The organism is Pedobacter sp., from assembly GCF_039594775.1.
Taxonomy (GTDB): Bacteria; Bacteroidota; Bacteroidia; order Sphingobacteriales; family Sphingobacteriaceae; genus Pedobacter.
On the sequence record NZ_JBCNMT010000011.1, the window covers coordinates 1 to 20,673 of the forward strand.

Below are 20,673 nucleotides of genomic sequence, written 5' to 3' on the forward strand. Positions count from 1 at the left end.
CCTCAGAGGGAGAGAGGAACGTTTGGGAATGGTTAGGTGATATTTGAAGATTTGCGATACATAAATGATTTAACACCGTCCAGTTCTTTCTCCTTTTTAAGGAGAGGGTTAGGGAGAGGTTTTTATAGTACACCCTCTCTGTCCTTCAGACATCTCTCCCTCAGAGGGAGAGATGAGCGTTTGGGAATGGTTAGGTGATATTTGAAGATTTGCGATACATAAATGATTTAACACCGTCCAGTTCTTTCTCCTTTTTAAGGAGAGGGTTAGGGAGAGGTTTTCATAGTACACCCTCTCTGTCCTTCAGACATCTCTTCCTCAGAGGGAGAGAGGAACATTTTGGAATGGTTAGGTGATATTTGAAGATTTGCGATACAGAAATGATTTAGCACGCCCTAGTTCCCTCGCCTTTTTAAGGAGAGGGTTAGGGAGAGGTTTTTATAGTACACCCTCTCTGTCCTTCAGACATCTCTTCCTCAGAGGGAGAGAGGAACGTTTGGTAATGGTTAGGTGATATTTGAAGATTTGCGATACATAAATGATTTAGCACTCCCAGTTCTCTCTCCTTTTTAAGGAGAGAGTTAGAGAGAGGTTTGAAAGACTTTACGACTTAACTATCCCCTTTAAAATCTCCCTGAAAAACCGTATTTTTGCAGTAAATTTTTTCACCATATAAATGAGCATATCTACAAAATACAATCCGCAAGAAACAGAAGAAAAATGGTACAGCTATTGGTTGGATAAACGTTTTTTCCACTCAGAGCCTGATGAGCGTGAACCGTACACCATTGTCATTCCTCCACCAAACGTTACCGGAGTTTTGCACATGGGGCACATGCTTAACAATACTATTCAGGATGTATTGATCCGTAAGGCTCGTATGCAGGGCAAAAACGCGTGCTGGGTTCCCGGTACCGACCATGCTTCTATTGCTACCGAAGCCAAGGTTGTAGCCATGCTTAAAGAAAAAGGCATCAATAAAAAGGACATCACTCGTGAGGAGTTCCTAAAATATGCCTGGGAGTGGAAGGAAAAATATGGTGGTATCATCCTTGAACAGTTGAAAAAACTGGGTGCAAGTTGCGATTGGGACAGAACCCGCTTCACCATGGAAGAAGACCTTTCAGATGCGGTAATCAATAGTTTTATCCATTTGTATAAAAAAGGCAATATTTACCGTGGAGTACGTATGGTGAACTGGGATCCTGCAGGTAAAACTGCGGTTTCTGACGAAGAGGTAATCCGTAAGGAAGTAAACCAGAAACTGTACTACATTCATTATCATATTACTGGTACAGACAAAGATACATTAGATCATACCACTTGTTTAACCATTGCAACTACCCGTCCAGAAACCATTATGGCCGATAGTGCAATTTGTATCAATCCTAACGACGAGCGTTATAAACATTTGCATGGTAAAAAAGTATTTGTTCCTTTAATTAACCGTGAAATACCTATCATTTTAGATGATTATGTAGAGATGGATTTTGGTACAGGATGTTTAAAAGTAACGCCTGCCCACGATTTAAATGATTACGAACTTGGTTTGAAGCATCATTTGCTAGTAATCGACATCCTAAACGATGACGGTACCTTAAATGATAAGGCTGAGATTTTAGTTGGCGAAGACCGTTTCATTGCTCGTAAAAAAATCGCTAAAATGCTGGAAGAAGCAGGGCATTTGGAGAAGGTGGAGGATTATAAATCGCAGGTAGGTTTTTCTGAACGTACTGATGCAGTAATTGAGCCTAAACTATCTTTACAATGGTTTAGTAAAATGGAAGAGTTGGCTAAACCTGCTTTGGAAGAGGTATTGAATGGCGAAGTAAAGTTAATACCTGAGAAGTTTATCAATACTTATCGCCACTGGATGGAAAACGTGAAGGATTGGTGTATCTCCCGTCAATTATGGTGGGGACAGCGCATTCCTGCTTGGTATTTCCAACACGAAGAACCTGTAGTGGCTAAAACTAAAGAAGAAGCCATTGAGGAATTGATTAACCGTGTACCAGAGCGTAGGGAGTGGAGCGAAGAGAGCAAAGCTGGTTTTAGGAAACAGGCTGAAGAGTTTATCACGCAAGATGAAGATGTAATGGACACTTGGTTCTCGTCGTGGTTGTGGCCAATCTCGGTTTTCGATGGTTTTAAAAATCCTAATAATAAAGATTTCAATTATTATTATCCAACCAACGACTTGGTAACGGCTCCAGAGATTTTATTCTTCTGGGTAGCTCGTATGATCATGGCTGGAAAAGAGTTTACGGGTAAAAAGCCATTTACCAATGTTTACCTAACCGGTATCGTACGTGATAAGCTGGGCCGTAAAATGTCTAAATCATTAGGTAACTCCCCAGATCCAATTGGATTGATTGAGCAATACGGTGCTGATGGCGTAAGGGTAGGAATGTTGATGTCGTCGCCAGCAGGTAACGATTTGATGTTCGATGAAGCATATTGCGAACAGGGTAGAAACTTTGCTAACAAAATCTGGAATGCATTCCGTTTGGTTAAAGGATGGGAAGTTGATGCTTCTTTGGCTAACCCTAACGAGCAGGCCATTGCCTGGTTCGAAAGTCGTTTTAGCGAAGCTTTGACCGAAATTGAACATAACTTTAAACAATACCGTTTATCGGAAGCCTTAATGGCTACCTATAAATTGGTTTGGGACGATTTCTGTGCCTGGTACTTGGAGATGGTAAAACCTGCTTATCAACAACCTGTTGATACAGTAACCAGAGCGGCCTCGGTGAAGTTTTTTGAGCAGATTTTGACACTTTTACATCCGTTTATGCCATTTATTACCGAAGAGCTTTATCACGATGAGCTATTTGGCGAACGTAGTGAAATGGAATGCTGTATTGTTGCCGATTACCCAACAATAGGTGACGTAAATGATGCCTTATTGAAAGAAGCTGAATTGGTAAAAGGTTTGGTTTCTGAAATTAGAAACATAAGAAACACTCGTCAAATTTCTCCTAAAGAAGCATTGGAGCTTAATATCAAAGTTAATTCAGGCGTAACTTACGAAAAATGGCTGAACATTGTTTGCAAACTGGCCAACATCAGCAAAGCTGAAGTGGTAAGCGATAAAGTAACGGGAGCAGCTGGTTTTATGGTAGGCAAGGATGAATTCTTTATTCCTTTGAGCCAAAATATTGATGTGGAAGCAGAAAAGGAACGTTTAACCAAAGAACTGGAGTATCTGCAGGGTTTCCTTAAATCGGTAGATGCGAAGTTGGGCAATGAACGTTTTGTACAAAATGCTAAACCAGAGATCATTCAAAACGAGCGTAATAAAAAAGCCGATGCAGAATCGAAAATTTCGACTATTCAAGAAAGCTTAGCGGCTTTGTAATTGGATTACGAACTTTTGTAAAGTATAATGAATAAAGGGCCTTTCAGTTTTGCTGGAAGGCTTTTTTGTACCGATCATTCCCCCGTACGTCATTCCTGCGTAGGCGGAATCTTAAGAAGAGGCAAAACCTACTATTGCATTACGATTGTCAGTCAAGCTGGCAATGACGGACTATTAATACCTTGTGGGCCGGTTTCTAATAAAGAGGCCCCAAACGTATTAAACCTTTTACAAGTAAAATAGCTGTTTTTAATCAAAACTTCTTTTCTTTATTATCACAATATAAATTACCAGATATGAATAGATTTTTCCTATTACTTATAGCTGCGGTCGCAGTATCATGTACCAGTAACCAATCCAAGGAGGCTGCTGCAACTTCCAATGTATTTGTAGAGCAAAAAGTAAATGAATTTGTGGCCCAACACCCGGAATGGACCAGTGGCGAAACGGCAAATGAAGAAATTACCGAAAAATTTAAGAGGGAAGTAATCAGATGGAGCAATGAAGAGCAATTTCTAAATGGAATGCCCATGCAGCTTAAGGGTTTAAGGGATACCTTGCTGAATGGACAAGGATTTAAAATAGCCACTTTTGCTGGTTATAACGACAATACTCGTCCGACAGGTTCACTGCTTAACTATATTCAGCTACAGATTGATGGAATTGTCCCTGATGATTTATTGAAGGACTTAACTAAAGATAAGAATTACCATCTTACCGGAATGCTTTATAAGCAGGGTAAACGTGCTGATGTAAAGGTGATTAAAGTAGCTGATTTTAAAGGTTACGACTTGGGTAAATACACTTTTTCTATTACCAAGGTTAAACCCTTATAGATTATTTGTTAATAATTCATTGCACGTCATTCCCGCGTATGCTGGAATCCTATTAATCCATTACGAAGCCCAATCGAGTTGGGTATGACGGTAGACATCAAGGGAATGAGGTCTTTACCCTCTCTCCGCTGTGCGGTTGCTCTCCCTTTGAGGGAGAAATGGTGCTTAGGGAAGAACAGTAGGTGTTTGAAATTACAGTATCAGAATGCTCTAGCACAATCAGTTCCCTCGCCTTTTCAAGGAGAGGGTTAGGGAGAGGTTTCTATATAATATACCCTCTCTATCCTTCGGGCATCCCCCTTTGAGGGAGAGATAGGTTTGTCCCAATAGGGTTCACTTCAATCTTTCCAATTTACCTTTGCGTTTGATCAGATTTTTATAATCCCATTGGATATCTCGTGCTTTTTCCAACCAACGCTTTAAATCATTGGTGTTTACCTGTTCAACTGTGGTATAGCGAGCTTCGGAAGCTTTAAAAGTTCCTTCGTTTTGTAGCCCAGGTTCTTCAAAAGATTGTCCGCTCCAAAATAATAGGCGTACACAGTTTTTAAGCTTGCTATAGCCTACAATGGGATTGCCTTCTAAAAACCAAACGGGGTGTCGATGCCATATTTTGTTTTCGGCTTCGGGCAGATACTGGTGAATGTTTGTAGCAAGTAGGTCGCAAATAGACTTCTCTGTTTCAGTCTGCTGGTCGTTATAATCCTTGGTTTCTTGGTTCATGACTCTGATGATTGGTTTGCGGTTGAATTGTTTAAAACGTCATCGGTAAAGTGCTTATTTTGTTTGGGTTGGGCAAATTTTTCGTTATTGTAATTTTGTGACTGTCCCCTGGGAATGGATAGCGATTGCCAACCATCTTTGGCTAGCATTTTGCCCAGCATCACGATTTGTCCAATGTGGTAGGGATAGTGTGCAAGCTGTCGATTAATGGCTTCTACTACGGTATGTCCCTCGTTGCGGATATAGATGGTACGTTCCAAATCTGCAGAGGTTAAAGCATTAACGGCATTGAATAAGCATTCCCAGCCTTTTTCCCATTTAATGAGGAGTTCTTCGCGGGACGTTTCCTGTGGTTCAAATTCCTCATCTCTAATGCGCCAAGCTTTTTCGCCATCGGTATCAAGAAAATCTGTAAAGCGAGAACGCATATTGCCCGAAATGTGGCTTACAATCATGGCAATGCTGTTGCTGTCTTCGTTAAATTGCCAAATGAGGGCATCGTCATTTAATTGGGCAAATGTTTTGTCGCCAAGTTGTTTGTAATACAGAAACTGCTTTTTAACGCTAGCTAAGTAATTATCGTTCATGATGGTTGTTTTCTCGTTTAAAGATAGGATGAATTTGAATTGATTTCATACTTCTTTGCGTTCTTTGCGATTACTTGACAAATCTTTGCTGTAAAATAACGCTGAGTTGTTAGAGATTCTTCGTTGCACCCAGAATGACAATGAGAGAACAAAAATATTGCAACGAATAGCCCCGAAGTAAATATGGGATAGGCAGGGTTTTCGGTTAAATAATGCTTTAGGTTTTACTTTTCGAAAAAAAAATATAGCTTTGCAGCATCAATAAGGGGTGCCTTGTTTTGCATAAAACACAAATAAAGGCTGAGATCATACCCATTTTGAAGTGGAAAGTTCAAAGTTGAAAGTGAAAAGTAGTAAGTCGTAAGACGTATAACTTAGAACCTGATAACTTAAAACTTAAAGCCTCAAATGCACCTGATCCAGGTAATGCTGGCGTAGGGATGGTTTATGAAGTTTAACTAAAGTCGGGAGTAACCCCTACTTACCGATGGGTTTAACTAAAAAACAACAAAAAGTTGAAAAAATTAAGATTTGCAGTTTTGGCTGCATTGCTGTGCCCGTTTTTGGCGATGGCACAGTTCAAGATTTCGGGAAAGGTCACCGAAGGAGATGGAAAAGCACTTTTAGGTGCAAGTGTTAAATTGAAAGGCAAGGGATTTACGGCGGCGAGTAATGTTAATGGTGTTTACGAGTTTGCAAACTTGCCAGCCGGTAGTTACACCGTGGCCATTAGCTATGTAGGTTTTGCTACACAAGAAAAGAAAGTGAACTTAACCACTAATACAGAACTGGATTTTGTACTACAACAGCTTTCTTTTGTGGCCGATGAGGTGGTGGTTAGTGCGACAAGGGTTGCCAAAAATGCGGCTTTTACCTACAAGAACTTAAGTAAAGCCGATTTGGATAAAACCAATCAGGGACAGGATTTACCTTATTTGTTGAACCAAACACCCTCGGTAGTCGTAACTTCGGATGCAGGTGCGGGAATTGGCTACACAGGAATAAGGATTAGAGGTAGTGATGCCACACGTATTAACGTAACCTTGAACGGTATTCCATTGAACGACGCGGAAAGTCAAGGAAGTTTCTTTATCAACTTACCTGATCTAGCTTCGTCGGTAGATAATATTCAGATACAGCGTGGGGTAGGTACCTCAACCAATGGGGCGGGCGCCTTTGGTGCCAGTTTGAACATTCAGACCACTACCAGAAGAGATTCGGCCTATGCCGAGTTGAACAACACTTATGGTTCATACAAAACTTGGAGAAACACAGTAAGCGCAGGAACAGGGTTAATCAACAACAAATTTAGCTTTGATGCCCGATTGTCGAGAATCAAGTCTGATGGCTATGTGGATAGGGCTTCTTCGAACCTAAAATCTTTTTTTGTGACAGGTGCTTACTATGGTAAAAATGACATCTTACGTTTAAATGTATTTAGCGGTACAGAAAAAACTTACCAAGCATGGAATGGTATTAGCGAAGAAATGTTGGAAACCAACCGCCGACATAACGATTTTACATACGACAATCAAACGGATAACTATCAACAGGATCATTACCAGTTGTTTTACACCCGTAACATTACCAAGCAATTAGTGGCCAATGCAGCTTTGCACTATACTTATGGCAGAGGTTATTATGAGGAGTTTAAAACTGGACAGGCATTAAAGAAATATTCGATTGACCCTGTAATCGTTAAAGACCCTATTTCTAACCTTCCTGTTGGAACTATCGAAAAGTCGGATTTGGTACGTCGTTTATGGTTGGATAATAACTTTTATGGTACTACATATTCATTGTCGTACACCCCACAAAGCAATTTGAACTTTACCTTGGGCGGTGCCTATAACCGTTATGAGGGTAACCATTTTGATGAAGTGGTTTGGGCGCAGTTTGCCAATTATAATGGTTCAGGTTCTATACGTCATAGATATAACGATAATGATGCCTTTAAAAGTGATTTCAATATTTTTGGTAGGGTAAGTTACCAATTGGACAAGCTTAATATTTTTGCTGATTTGCAGTACCGTAACATTTTCTATTCTTTTTATGGTAAGGTTGATGCTAAGAACTCTGCACAGCAAAATGCCCGTTTGGAGTTTTTTAACCCCAAATTTGGTTTGAGCTATAACCTGGATGATAAAAACAATATTTATGCTTCGGTAGCTGTGGGCAATAAAGAGCCTAACCGTAGAGATTTTACAGATTCGAACACGGGAACGCGCCCTAAGCACGAAAACTTAACGGACATTGAGTTTGGTTACCGAACACAACAGGCCAACTTTAATATTGGTGCCAACGGTTTTGCGATGTTGTATAAAAATCAGTTGATCAACACTGGAAAGCTGAATGAGGTGGGTGGGCAGACTCGTCAAAATGTGCCTGACAGCTACCGCATAGGTTTGGAATTAGATGCCCGCTGGCAGATTGTAAAGAACTTCTCATGGTCGGCAACTGCTACGTTAAGCCAAAGCAAAATCAAAAATTTTACCGAGTATGTTTATGATGATACCATAGATGGGGCTTTGTTGACTTTTGATTATAGCAACACGAATATTGCCTATTCGCCAAAAATTGTTGCGTCCAATGAGTTTGCTTATTCGTATAAAAATGCGGGAATAGCATTGATTAGTAAGTATGTGGGTGAGCAGAACTTGGATAATACTTCTGCCAGTGATCGCGTTTTGGATGCTTTCTTTATCAACGATGTACGTTTGAGCTATAACCTAACTTTGCCAGATGTTAAAAATATTGGTTTAAACTTTTTGGTGAACAACATCTTTAATGTGAAGTATGAAGCAAACGGCGGAAGTGGCGCTTATTTGTCCAATGGAGATTTTGGACGCTATAAATATTTTTACCCACAAGCTACCCGTAATTTCTTATTGAGCTTAAACTTGAAATTTTAATTCTTTATTGTTCTGAGCATAGCGAGGAATAGATCAACCTCGTAGGTTTTAAACCTGCGAGGTTTTTTTATGAAAGCTTATTTCTTTAAAGGTTGTAGTAAATACTCCAAACCATTCAGCTTAATTTCATATAAGGTAGCTAGCAACATCCCTAGTTTTCCAGCGGGAAACCCTTTTTGACTATACCAAACCAAATAGTACTCCGGCAAATCACATAACAGCCTGCCTTGGTATTTGCCATAAGGCATGCGCATTTGTACTAGATCTTTTAACAGTTCGGGATTCATTATGTAAAGGTAGGATTTTAGGGACTAGGAATTAGGGGTTAGTTTTTAGTGATTAGTTTGGTTGGTTCTTTAATCGTTTTGGTATTTTTTCTCCTATAACGTCATTGCCAGCTCGACTCGTAATTTCATATATTACTTCGTTTAAGCATATGTTGGTTTGTTATTACAAACGATAACATCCTATACTAATTAGCTAACAAGTGGTACTTTAAGAGGCTTTATGAGGCTTAATTTTGAGTAAACTATCCAAATAAATTAAGCCTAATCGTATGAACAAGATCAGCAGTATCAAATGCATGGTCATTTGCCTTTTTGTTTCCTTATTCAATATTGTCTTAAGCGCTTATGCACAAACGATCTTTCCGGGTACGGTCATTGCACAGAGTCCCAATCCGCTTTCGCGTAGCTATGCCTCGCCAAGCATTGTAGTATTGCCCGATGGAAGCTACGTGGTTTCCCATGATTATACTGGAACGGTAAGTTCCATTTACAAATCAACAGATAGTGGGGTAACTTGGAGCCTTACTACCCAAGTGCCTAACTGCCATTGGGCAACTTTATTTGTGCATAACAGCGTACTTTATTTAATGGGCACAGCAAAATCATTTGGTGACATAGTCATCTATAAATCTTTAGACGGTGGGTATAGTTGGACAAGGGCCTTGGATAATACCTCAGGCTTGTTGTTAAGCGGCAGATACCATACCGGACCTGTACCTGTAGTGGTGCATAATGGCAGGGTGTGGCGAGCCTATGAGGAAAGTCCCGACCCAGATAATGAAAGAGATTTCCATGCTTTTGTACTTTCTGCACCTGCTAATTCAGATTTACTGGATGCTTCCAACTGGACAAAATCCAATATCCTCAGGTTCGATGAAAGTTGGCTCAATGCTAAACGCCCTAATTGGTTTGAAGGAAACATTGTAGTTACGCCAAGTGGTAATGTGATAGATTTTATGCGTTTGGAAACTTGGCAGGCCGTAGGGGGAGGAATGCCCATCACTACTGGAGGAGCTACAGGTTTACAACGTTATGAAGTTGCCGCTAAAATTTCGGTAAGTGCCGATGGTAGTACGGTTTCGTTTGGAAATACTGCTGCCGAATATGCTCATTTTCCAGGCGCTGAATCTAAATTTACCATCCGTTATGATGCTACTTCGGGGAAATATTGGACTATTGTGAGCAAGATCAGTGTGTTTACCGATACTTGGGAAACTTATAATTTGCCATCGCACCAGCGAAATGTATTAGCACTTTATTCTTCTTCGGATTTAGTAAACTGGGACCATAAATACGACATCATTAAATGGAACGAGGGTTATCCCGTAAAAACATGGGATGTATTTGGCTTTCAATATGCCGATTGGCAATTTCAGGGAAATGATATCGTAGCGGTTAGTCGTACGGCATGGTATGGAGAGCGTTACCATAATGCAAATCTCATTACCTTTCATCGCATTACCAATTTCAGAACAAAACAACTGAGTGATTCGCCTGCCGATTTGTTGCCTCAAACACAATCAACGTCTATTCTATCATGGAAGTTTAGTAACCCTGATGCTGCCGGAAGTCAAGCCACAAGCACTTCAACATTTACCCATACCAATTTAGATGTTTCTACTTTGAGCCGAGGCACAGGTCTGGCCAATACCGCAGGTTTATTGCGTTCTTTTAATTCCACGGCATCATCGCCAGCCAGTTCTTTAGCCAATGCTATCACTAATAACCAATACTTACAATTTGAAGTAGCTCCTAAGTCGGGTTACATGGCCTCAATCCACAGCATTGACGCCAAGCTGCGAAGAAATTCGGCAGGAGCAATTTATTATAAATGGGCTTACAGTACTGATGGAACCAATTTTACCGAAATAAGTGACTACAATATCCCATTTACAGATAACAATAACGAAGGAGTGGTGCAATCTACCATCCACGTAGGTGGTTTAACTCCTTTGCAGAACTTGGCTTATCCACAAAAAGCTACTTTTCGTATCTATTTTTGGGGCGCAACAAGCTCTAGCGGTGGCTTTGCTCTTGGACGATATCCTACTGGAGACAATACCCCTAGTTTAATAGTAGGAGGAGAGGTAAAGGCAATTCCTCCTGCTCCGCCAACTTTATTGGCTTGGCAGTTTAGTGCAGTGTCGGGAGTAGTTGCAGGAAGTTTAAATGCGACTACTAATAACGGTTATTTAAATACTTCGGTATTATCGAGAGGTTCTGGGTTAACGGCCTTAAGCTTGGCCAGAGGATATTATTCTACCATAAGCGCTTATGGAACGGCGGGCTCTTCGGCTAACTCAAAAGCAACGGCTATAGTCAACAACGACTATTATACCTTTACCGTAAAGCCAAAAATTGATGTAATAGTATCGTTGGCTACACTTAACGCCAAATTGCGTAAAAATGGAAGCGGTCCAGCAATGGCAAGTTGGTACTACAGTTTGGATGGTATAAACTTTAAAGAAATTACCCAAAGCACCAATATTCTTGCTGGAGATACTGAAGGCGACCTACAACCAACGGTTGACTTGTCAACCATATCAGAACTACAAAACTTAGATGATACCAAAACCGTGATCTTTAGGGTTTATGGTTGGGGCGCAACAACCAGTGCAGGTGGTTTTGGCATTGGAAGATATGGCACAGGAGATACCACGCCCAGTTTATCTGTAGGCGGTAGTGCAATATATAGTGGTGTTGATCTAGCCAATTGGAATTACGATTTGGCTGGAAAGAACTCGGCAATTAATGCTAATATCGTTCATCCTGATTTACAACAAGCTACACTGAGTAGAGGTGCGGGTGCGCCATATGTCAATAACTCCACACTTTCTTATGTGGCTACCTTTGCTGCGGGTGCCAATTTTACTGCCGCTCAAAGTACGGGAGCCTATTTTCAAGCGGTACTCAATTTAAATACTACCAAGCAAATTAATTTGAGTACCATTAAGGCCAGGTTGAGAACCTCTAATGCTAAATCGGTAAAAAACTATAAATGGTATTACAGTTTAGATAATGTCAACTACACGGAGATTTATACGGGTAATAACAGCATTGGTTTAACTGATACACAAGGCGAAGATCAGCCTGAAATTAGTTTGAAACATATCACTGCGCTTAAGAACCTAAGTGGTACTACCAGTGTGTATTTCAGGGTTTATGCTTGGGGTGCTGATGCGGGAAGTACAGATTCGGAAAGAGGTTTTGGTTTTGGGAAGGGCGAAAATAGCACTACGGGAAGAACGGTACTCACCTTTACCGGAACTGTTGAAGATGATGATCAGGTAATGCCAGTTAATGATCTTCGTTTTTCTGGAAAGGCTAATAAAAACTTGGTACAGTTGCAATGGACCACTTCGGCAGAAAAGGATAATGCTCACTTTGAAGTTTTACGTAGTATTAATGGGGCGCCATTTGTGTCTTTGGGACAGCTTGATGGTAAAGGAACAACCACCCAAAAAAGTGAATACAAATACCTTGATGGCAACCCAGCTTTAGGATTAAACTATTACCAGTTAAGGCAAGTAGATCTTAACGGCGATAGTAAGCTTTCTACATCAATAGCGGTTTCGGTTAAAATGAGCGAACATCATTTTCAAATCAATGCGCCTTCACAACAGGACGTGGTTAATGTTTTTACTTCATCAATCCATGGAAATGCCATGATCGAAATACACGATATGGTAGGTAGGAAAATATTGAGCCAAAAGATTAAACTTGCAGGGGGCGAAGAGCGCTTAACCTTGCCAGCATTTTTAAATAAGGGAGTATATTTAGCCAGTTTATGCGTAGAAGGACAGCCGGTTATCAGTAATAAATTCATCAAGCAATAATGTTAAAGCGTAATATCCTCTTTCTCTTATTAAGTGTATGCAGTCTCAAAACCATGGCGCAAAGCGATTTCTTGGTCAGTGGCCAGCCTATCAAAAATGGCTCTGCTAATGGTATTGGCAATTTTGCATCCCCATCCTTAACCGGAGTAGTCATGGGAACTGCTAAGGTGAACGATGACGAGTATCCCGATTTGTTTGTACAATCGGATATTAGGGCGCCAGGAACATATCTTTATCATTTTAGAAAACTGACCGAGAAAGGAGAGCCTGTTTTTTCGCAGGGAATTAAACTCAACCTACCTTTTGAAGATACTGGAGAAAATAAGGCTGTCATTATTCAAAACCCGAATAAGCAGGTCTATGGTTTTTGGCGCTTTGGTGGCAAACTTCTAAAGAAAGCGGTTTTCAATCCAAAAAGCAACAGCTTTGAAGGCTTAAACAATATTGCCATTAATGGTCTGCCCTGGGGCATGTCCACCTTTGGAGTAGTGAGAACCCTAAAAGGCAAATACCTTTTTCTGTTCACTGTTCCAAAACCAACTACGGATAACATAAAGATGAAAGTGGATAGTGCATACTATACTCCAGAAGGATATTGGCCCAATAGTTTATCGGAAGTAGGAATTTACGGCGCCGTAGCTGATGATTTGGAGAATCTGAGCAAATTAGAAGCAAAGCCATTAACCGAATTGGATCAAGCCTATTTCGGCATTAGTGGCTATACCAATTTTCAATTTAATGATCGAGAACAATATGTGCTTTGTGGTACACGCATGGGCAATATCCATGCCTACCAAGTAGATGGTGATAAGCTATTCCCCAATAAATACGTGGTAGATCAAAAGCACATCCTTCGCCGTAGCCCAACCGTAAATGCCTTTCCCGCCTATTTTAAAATTGATGGTAAAACCGAAGGCGTTTTTATTTCTGGAGAAGGAGGTATTACTTACTATCCTAATATGATGCAAAAGGACAAGCAAGGTAATCTGATTTTTGGTGATGCTATCAGCGTTAAGCAGGAAAGCCCTTTATTGTACGGTGGTTCATTGGTGGTGCCAAGTTTGGCCGATTGGGATGGTGATGGTTTAATAGATATCGTATCGGGAAACTCGGCTGGCAATATTTTGTTTTTTAAAAACACCGGGACCAATCAAAAACCAGCCTACCAGGATCCTGTGCCTTTAAAAGCTGGTGGAGCAGATATTCATGTGCAACCAGGTTATCGCGAAGATATTCAAGGACCTCATGAAGCACGATGGGGTTATGTTTGCCCTGTGGTGTACGATTGGAACGGCGATGGTTTGCCAGATATTCTCACAGGCGACAGTCGTGGTAAGTTTATGGTCTATATCAATATCGGTACTAAAACTAAACCCGAGTTAGACGTAGAGAAGTCGCTTTTCTATAAGGGCTTGAATGTACACGGGGGGTGGCGTTCAATCCCGGGAGTAGGAAATATGGCAGGAAAGGATGCTTACATCATTTTGGATTCGGATAATCAATTCCATCTTTATTATAAAATAGATGCTTACAATGTTAGCGATGGCGGGAAGCTTAAATTAACAGATGGGACATTTATTAATGGGCATCGTCGTAAAGGGGGGCAAGTGGGCCGAGCCAAAACTCAGATTGTAGATTGGGATGGTGATGGTGTTAAAGATTTATTGATTGGTACGGGAAGGGGCGCTGCTATTCCAAATCCAATTAATGGTTTGCCTTATTTCCGTAAAAAGAAAGGCGAAGGAGCTGCGGTGCTTTTTATGCGTAATGTCGGGACAGATACCGAACCTTTATATGAATTCCCAAAAATGATGAAGTTTAAAGGGAATGATATTCTTTTGGGAGCGCACGAGTGCGCCCCAACCACGGCCTATATTGGCGGTGATGGTAAAACTTTAAACCTAGTAGTGGGTACTGAATACGGAACGTTTATGTTCTACGACAGGAAAGATCTTTCTTGGAAATAGAGAATTTATCAAATATGTTACCAAATAGCCTTAATTAGTTTTTAGGGTTATTGTATTTTGCAAACTTTTGTTTTATTGTTGCACAAGCAAATACCTATGCTTTCAGCATTATCAATATGTTGTAGTCAATATGATAACATGCTACAACAAATGGCTAATAATCACAATTACTCGTGTAAAGTTATCAGCTATCTTTATAATGTTGAAATAACCAAATATTAAACCAAGTAATAGTGGGGCCTTGAAACCTCCTTTTACAAACCAACCAAACAAACAACCAATAAACTGAAGATAAATGGGTATGAACGTTCAACTATTGCATTAAGCAACACAGCGAGGAAAACACAACGATCTCTCCAGTAAATTTTAATAACCAAATGAAGCTAATTCATTTCGGAGCAACCTCTTTTTGTCCCGAAACATGAATTGGCAGTAAATAGATATGAATTTAAAATAGAAGCGATAATGCAGTACCTTTTAAGAACTACGAAGCTTTTGTTATTACTGTTATGCTGCTTTGGCAGCTCGTATGCGCAACAGGACTTAAAGCTATTTAGCGGAACCATTACCGACGAAGAAGGCGAAACTTTGGTTGGCGTTTATGTGAGGGTTAAAGAAGATCCCAAACGTGGGGTGGCGTCTGATAAAGATGGTAAATTCTCACTACGTGCCCGCGATAATGAAACCATTGTATTTACCATTGTTGGTTATTTGCAACGAGAAATACTGGCCAAAAATCTTGGAAATGTGCCTGTTAAATTAAAGCAAGATCCAAAATCACTACAGGAAGTAGTCATCATTGGTTACGGACAGGTAAACAAACAAGATATTACGGGTTCGGTAGGCCAAGTTAAAATAGAGGAAATGACCAAAGCTCCGGTAACGTCTTTTGAGGAAGCTTTAGCTGGCCGTATTGCAGGTGTGCAGGTTTCATCTAATTCTGGGCAGCCAGGTGACGATATTAATATTGTGATTCGTGGAGGAAACTCGATTACCCAAAGCAATGCGCCGCTTTATGTGGTAGATGGTTTTCCTATCGAGGACTTTAACGCCAGCTCCATCAATCCCGATGATATTGAGTCGATCAGTGTGTTAAAAGACGCATCAGCAACGGCTATTTATGGTACAAGAGGCGCCAATGGTGTTATCATTCTTGAAACCAAAAAAGGGAAAATAGGTAAACCACAGGTTTCTTATAACGCATTTGTAGGCTATCATGAGCCCACTAAAAAAATGGACATGATGACGCCATACGATTTTGTGCGCTATCAATTGGACAGAGATCCCATAAGCATGACGGAAATGTATTTGACCAAACCCGGTTACACGCTGCAGGATTATAGAAATGCTGATCAAATTGATTGGCAGGACCATCTTTTTAGAAATGCTTTGGCACATAACCATAGCCTGTCGCTTCGTGGCGGTACCGCACAAACCAAATATTCTTTTTCGGCAAATTTTGTAGATCAAAATGGGGTGATCATTAATTCCGGATTAAATAGGAAGCAGATGCGTGCGGCAATTGACCAAAACATCAATGCCAAGCTAAAGGCGTCCTTAAACATCAATTACTCCTACGATAAAAACTATGGGCAAACCGTAGCCAGTCAAGCCTCAAGTGCCAATGCCTATGCTACTTATTTAATGTATAGGGTTTGGGGATATAGGCCATTGAATACTGGAGGTGCTGATCTTTTCGAAGATTTATTTGACGATGATGTGAGTTCGGCTACTGTTTTGGTGATGAATCCTATTGTATCTACCAAAAACGAAATCCGTCAGCAGGGAAGAACTACCTTAAACATTAATGCAGGCATTACCTACGACTTTTTGAAAGATTTTAAGCTGAACATTCGTGGTGGTTACAATACCCGAATTACCAGAAACGAAAATTTTAATAACTCTAATACCTACCGTGGTTTTGCTACCCCTAACAACCTTTTAGGCGTAAATGGGTCCTTTGGTGAAATTACCCTTAACGATTGGATGAGTGAAAACACACTGACCTACAAAAAACGTATTAATAAAAATCATCAATTTGATGTGCTATTTGGAGCAACAGCTCAGGGAACTAATGTAGATAATTACGGTTTTGTGGCCATTAATATTCCTAATGAAGAATTAGGTTTAAGAGCATTGCAGTTAGGTATTCCCAATTCAGTAACTTCTTCGGCTGGTGTAAATACTTTGGTTTCATTTTTAAGTCGTGTAAACTACAACTATAAATCAAAATATCTATTCACGGCATCCATTAGGACCGACGGTTCCTCCAAATTTACCCGAGAAAACAGATGGGCCTATTTCCCATCAGCAGCCTTTGCATGGCAAATGGGTAAAGAAAACTTTATGAAGAAATTGAGCTTTGTATCCGATTCGAAACTAAGAATCAGTTATGGAGTAACAGGAAACAATCGTATCAACGATTTTGCACCTTATATGTCGCTAGATGTAGGCGACTACTATTCTTTCAATGGAGAGACGCCTAAATATGCCATGGTGATCAATAGCTTGGGCAACCGCGATTTAAAATGGGAGAGAACTTCGCAACTAGATATTGGTTATGAGCTTTCCTTATTCAAAAATAGAATTAACCTTACCGTTGATGCCTACAAAAAAGTAACCAGCGATTTGCTTTTGAATGCTAATGCGCCGCTAAGTTCTGGTTTCAATACCGTAATGAGGAATATTGGTAAAATACAGAACACCGGTTTAGAGTTTACCCTAAATACGGTGAACGTCAAAACCAAAAACTTTTCTTGGTCAAGTGATTTCAATATCTCTTTTAACAGAAACAAAGTACTGGCTTTAACCGATGGGGAATCGAGCATGCTGACCAACGTTTCTTTTACTGGAGATTATAATGGTACGCCCCTTTATTTTGCTCAGGTTGGTAAACCTGTCGGTTCGTTCTACGGTGTAGTGTGGGCAGGTAACTACCAATATTCGGATTTTGATAAAAGGGCTGATGGAAGTTATACGCTAAAAGCCACTGTGCCCACCAATGGTAATGATCGCGCTACCATTAAACCTGGAGATATTAAATATGTAGACCAAAACGGCGATGGGGTAGTGAACGAAAAAGATATGGTGATCATAGGTCGCGGCTTACCTAAGCATATTGGTGGTTTCAATAATAATTTCAACTACAAAAATTTTGCGCTTAGTGTATTTTTCCAATGGAGTTATGGCAACGATATCATGAATGCCAACAGATTAATGCTTGAGGGAAATCCTGCCAACAGGCCGAATCTTAACCAGTTTGCCAGCTATAATAACCGATGGACACCAGATAATCAGAACAATATCTATTATGGTATAAATGGCGCGGGACCCAGAGGTGTTTACTCAACCCGTACGCTGGAAGATGGCTCTTTCCTCCGATTGAAAACTGTACAGCTGAGCTATAATTTCCCTAAAAAACTGGTTAAATCATTAACAGCATTGCAGCTTTATGTATCTGCTCAGAACTTATTCACCTGGACAGATTACTCAGGAATGGATCCAGAAGTATCTACCCGCAACTCTATTCTTACGCCTGGTTTCGATTATTCGGCTTATGCCAGAAATAGGATTACAACTTTTGGACTTAAGGTAGTTTTTTAACAAGATAAAACATGAAAACGATAAACAGATTATCCCTACTTTTCGGATTGATGCTTAGTCTATCTTGTAATAAGATATTAGACGTAAAACCAGAGGAATACATCATCGTGGCTGATGATTATTACAAAACAGAAGAACAATTAAACGCGGCATTAAGAGGGGCTTACGCTATACTGGCCGACGGAACCCTGTATGGTGGCAATATATTGGGCCGTTTGGGGCTGGAAGCCGATGAAGGTTATGAATCGTATAGTTCAGATTTGGCAACCGTAGGCGATTACACCGTTTTTGCGAGCGACACCAAAATATTGGGCTACTATCGTTCCGTGTATCGAGGAATCAATAGGGCTAACCTGCTTTTGGAAAGTATAGATGATCTTAGCATTAAAATAGACCAAGCAGAGAGAAATCATATCAAAGGACAAGCACTGTTTTTACGAGGTTACTACTATTTGATGCTGGCAAGCAAATTTGGAGGAGTGCCCGTACAGTTGAAGGCCACACGCTCTGCTAAAACCGAAGACCTACAGATCGCTCGCTCATCCCTAAAGGAGGTTTATTCAGTAGTATTGAGCGATTTGCAGGCCGCTGCAGATCTGTTGAAGCCTATTACGCAGGTCTCGGCAGGAACCATTGCCACTAAATCTGCCGCTTGGGGAATGTTGGCCAGAACTTGTTTGTATATGGCCGGACAGCCTTTAAACGAAACCGATAAATATGCTGAAGCCGCTATTTGGGCCAAAAAAGTAATGGAGACGGGGCAGCATGATTTAAATGCGTCCTATCAACAGGTTTTTGTGAATTTGGCCACCGATAAATTCGACACCAAAGAAAGTATTTTTGAAGTTGATTTTTGGGGGAATGGTACTGGTATCTATACCAATACCGGGGGGATGGTAGGTCGTAACAATGGCATTAACTATCCCGCTGATGATTCTAACATTGGTTATTCCATTGGCGCAATTAGACCTAGTGCTTGGTTGTATGAAGTATATGAAAGCACAGATCAGAGAAGGGATTGGGCCATTGCCAACTATTACTACACTGGTACCCCTCGTGTAAAAACTTTTTATACAGGAGGAACCCCATTCCAACGTTATTGTGGCAAATTTAGAAGGGAGAGCGAAATACTATTGCCAAAAAGCACTACCAGTACTCCTCAAAACTTTCCGTTGTTGCGTTATTCAGATGTATTGTTAATGTACGCGGAAGCCATTAACGAATCAGCACACGGACCAAACATCGAAGCAAACGAAGCCATTAACCAAGTACGACGCAGAGGCGCAGGCTTACCTGTGAAGACTCCAAATGCACAAGCAGATTTAAGTGGTCTTTTATATGATGATTTTAAGGCCGAAATTAAGGAAGAGCGAGCAAGAGAATTTTGTTTTGAGGCCCTAAGAAAGAACGATTTGGTACGCTGGGGCGATTTCTACAACAATATGAAATTTATTTTGGGACAAGTGCCCGCAGGAACCTCATCATACTTGGTAAGCGCAAGGGCGTATTATGGAAATGCACTGCCTCGCGATATCGTTTGGCCAATTCCAACCTATGAAATGGGCGTAAATAGAAAACTTATACAAAATGTTGGCTGGTAAATGTTTAAGGATATGAAGACTATAAAATATAAACTAGGAATATTTTTGGCTTTTTTAAGCCTTGGATGCGCCAAAGAATACCATGTAGAAGAACCAACATTACAAATTGCCGTTGCGAAAAATACGGTGAAAGTTGGAGATATTGTTGTCTTTAATTTTGATGGCAATGCTGATTTTATTTCTTTCTATTCAGGTGAAAAGGGAATGGATTATGTTTTCCATAACAAAGAGAGAATCTATCAATCGAATAACGTTTTAAACTTTAGATCGGCAAAGTACGCGGGTAATAATACGGATTGTGCCCGCCTTAAATATTCAACTGATTTTAATGGGGTATATGACCGAACATCTATTAGGGCCGCTACTTGGATAGATATTACCGATCAATTTACCGTTCCACCTATAGTAGGTACCAGTGCTACTTTTTCCAATTCGGGAGATCTGGAGATCTCTAATTTATTTCCAACAGATGGCAAACCCGTATATTTCGGTTGGTTTTTTACCACGCAAGCCAATTCACAACGTACCCAATTCCAAGTAGCCGAGTTTAAGATACAAGGCGTGGTTACTCAAGATCCAAGTTTGTCGGGTGTGGTTTACGACTTTGTAGACTGTGCCTTTAAATTGGTACTAGGTGAAGGTTTTGATGGCGTTACGGTATCTCCTGCCCCCAATATCAACTCTACACGTATCCTATGGTCGGGTACATTTGCAAATGATACTTTTAAGGAAGGCTGGGCTATTAGCGCACCGTTGCATAAGTCGGAGCAGGTAAATTTAGGGCTTGATAAGCCAAACCCAATCAAGATTGTTTCAGATCCAGAATCCGCTTCTTACCAATATGTTTATAAAACTCCGGGCAAGTACCTTGCCACCTTTGTAATTGCAAATAGCAGTGTATATGGCCGCAAGGAAGTGGTTAAGCAGATTGAAATTAATGTAGAACCCTAAAAGCACTTACAA

Annotated in this window: 11 protein-coding genes; 8 read left to right on the forward strand and 3 right to left on the reverse strand. The window is 40.4% G+C overall.

Annotated elements, in window-relative coordinates:
* Window positions 1–676 precede the first annotated feature (676 nt).
* A complete protein-coding gene (locus ABDV71_RS18765) occupies window positions 677–3,358 on the forward strand; it encodes a valine--tRNA ligase (RefSeq protein ID WP_343535304.1) in 2,682 nt (893 codons plus the stop codon).
* A gap of 296 nt (window positions 3,359–3,654) precedes the next feature.
* Entirely contained in the window at window positions 3,655–4,194 is a 540-nt protein-coding gene (locus ABDV71_RS18770; RefSeq protein ID WP_343535306.1) for a hypothetical protein, read from the forward strand.
* 333 nt (window positions 4,195–4,527) lie between these two features.
* Here ABDV71_RS18770 and ABDV71_RS18775 read toward each other — a convergent pair whose 3' ends face one another.
* Together ABDV71_RS18775 and ABDV71_RS18780 are read right to left on the reverse strand one after the other, a co-directional pair.
* Window positions 4,528–4,917 carry a DUF1801 domain-containing protein gene (locus tag ABDV71_RS18775; RefSeq protein WP_343535308.1) on the reverse strand — a complete coding sequence of 130 codons (390 nt, stop codon included), beginning with the start codon at window positions 4,915–4,917 and terminating at the stop codon, window positions 4,528–4,530.
* On the reverse strand, window positions 4,914–5,504 hold the full coding sequence (locus ABDV71_RS18780) for a DUF1572 family protein (protein ID WP_343535310.1): 591 nt from the start codon (window positions 5,502–5,504) through the stop codon (window positions 4,914–4,916). The genes ABDV71_RS18775 and ABDV71_RS18780 overlap by 4 nt, the downstream gene beginning before the upstream one ends.
* A 515-nt stretch (window positions 5,505–6,019) precedes the next feature.
* Between ABDV71_RS18780 and ABDV71_RS18785 the strand changes: the two genes are divergently transcribed.
* Complete coding sequence (locus ABDV71_RS18785; protein WP_343535312.1) at window positions 6,020–8,416, forward strand: TonB-dependent receptor; 2,397 nt, start codon at window positions 6,020–6,022, stop codon at window positions 8,414–8,416.
* A gap of 77 nt (window positions 8,417–8,493) precedes the next feature.
* Here the strand turns inward: ABDV71_RS18785 and ABDV71_RS18790 are convergent, their stop codons facing one another.
* The gene (locus tag ABDV71_RS18790; protein ID WP_343535314.1) at window positions 8,494–8,703 is read right to left on the reverse strand and encodes a DUF3820 family protein; all 210 of its coding nucleotides are present in this window, start codon (window positions 8,701–8,703) and stop codon (window positions 8,494–8,496) included.
* A 269-nt stretch (window positions 8,704–8,972) separates the two neighbouring features.
* Between ABDV71_RS18790 and ABDV71_RS18795 the strand changes: the two genes are divergently transcribed.
* The 5 genes from ABDV71_RS18795 to ABDV71_RS18815 all read left to right on the forward strand — a co-directional run bounded on the left by ABDV71_RS18795 (window position 8,973) and on the right by ABDV71_RS18815 (window position 20,661).
* Complete coding sequence (locus ABDV71_RS18795) at window positions 8,973–12,539, forward strand: hypothetical protein (RefSeq protein ID WP_343535315.1); 3,567 nt, start codon at window positions 8,973–8,975, stop codon at window positions 12,537–12,539.
* 53 nt (window positions 12,540–12,592) lie between these two features.
* On the forward strand, window positions 12,593–14,506 hold the full coding sequence (locus ABDV71_RS18800; protein ID WP_343535317.1) for a VCBS repeat-containing protein: 1,914 nt from the start codon (window positions 12,593–12,595) through the stop codon (window positions 14,504–14,506).
* A 465-nt stretch (window positions 14,507–14,971) separates the two neighbouring features.
* On the forward strand, window positions 14,972–18,109 hold the full coding sequence (locus ABDV71_RS18805; RefSeq protein WP_343535319.1) for a TonB-dependent receptor: 3,138 nt from the start codon (window positions 14,972–14,974) through the stop codon (window positions 18,107–18,109).
* A gap of 11 nt (window positions 18,110–18,120) precedes the next feature.
* Window positions 18,121–19,710 carry a RagB/SusD family nutrient uptake outer membrane protein gene (locus ABDV71_RS18810; protein ID WP_343535321.1) on the forward strand — a complete coding sequence of 530 codons (1,590 nt, stop codon included), beginning with the start codon at window positions 18,121–18,123 and terminating at the stop codon, window positions 19,708–19,710.
* Between the two features lie 12 nt (window positions 19,711–19,722).
* On the forward strand, window positions 19,723–20,661 hold the full coding sequence (locus ABDV71_RS18815; RefSeq protein ID WP_343535323.1) for a DUF5017 domain-containing protein: 939 nt from the start codon (window positions 19,723–19,725) through the stop codon (window positions 20,659–20,661).
* Window positions 20,662–20,673 lie beyond the last annotated feature (12 nt).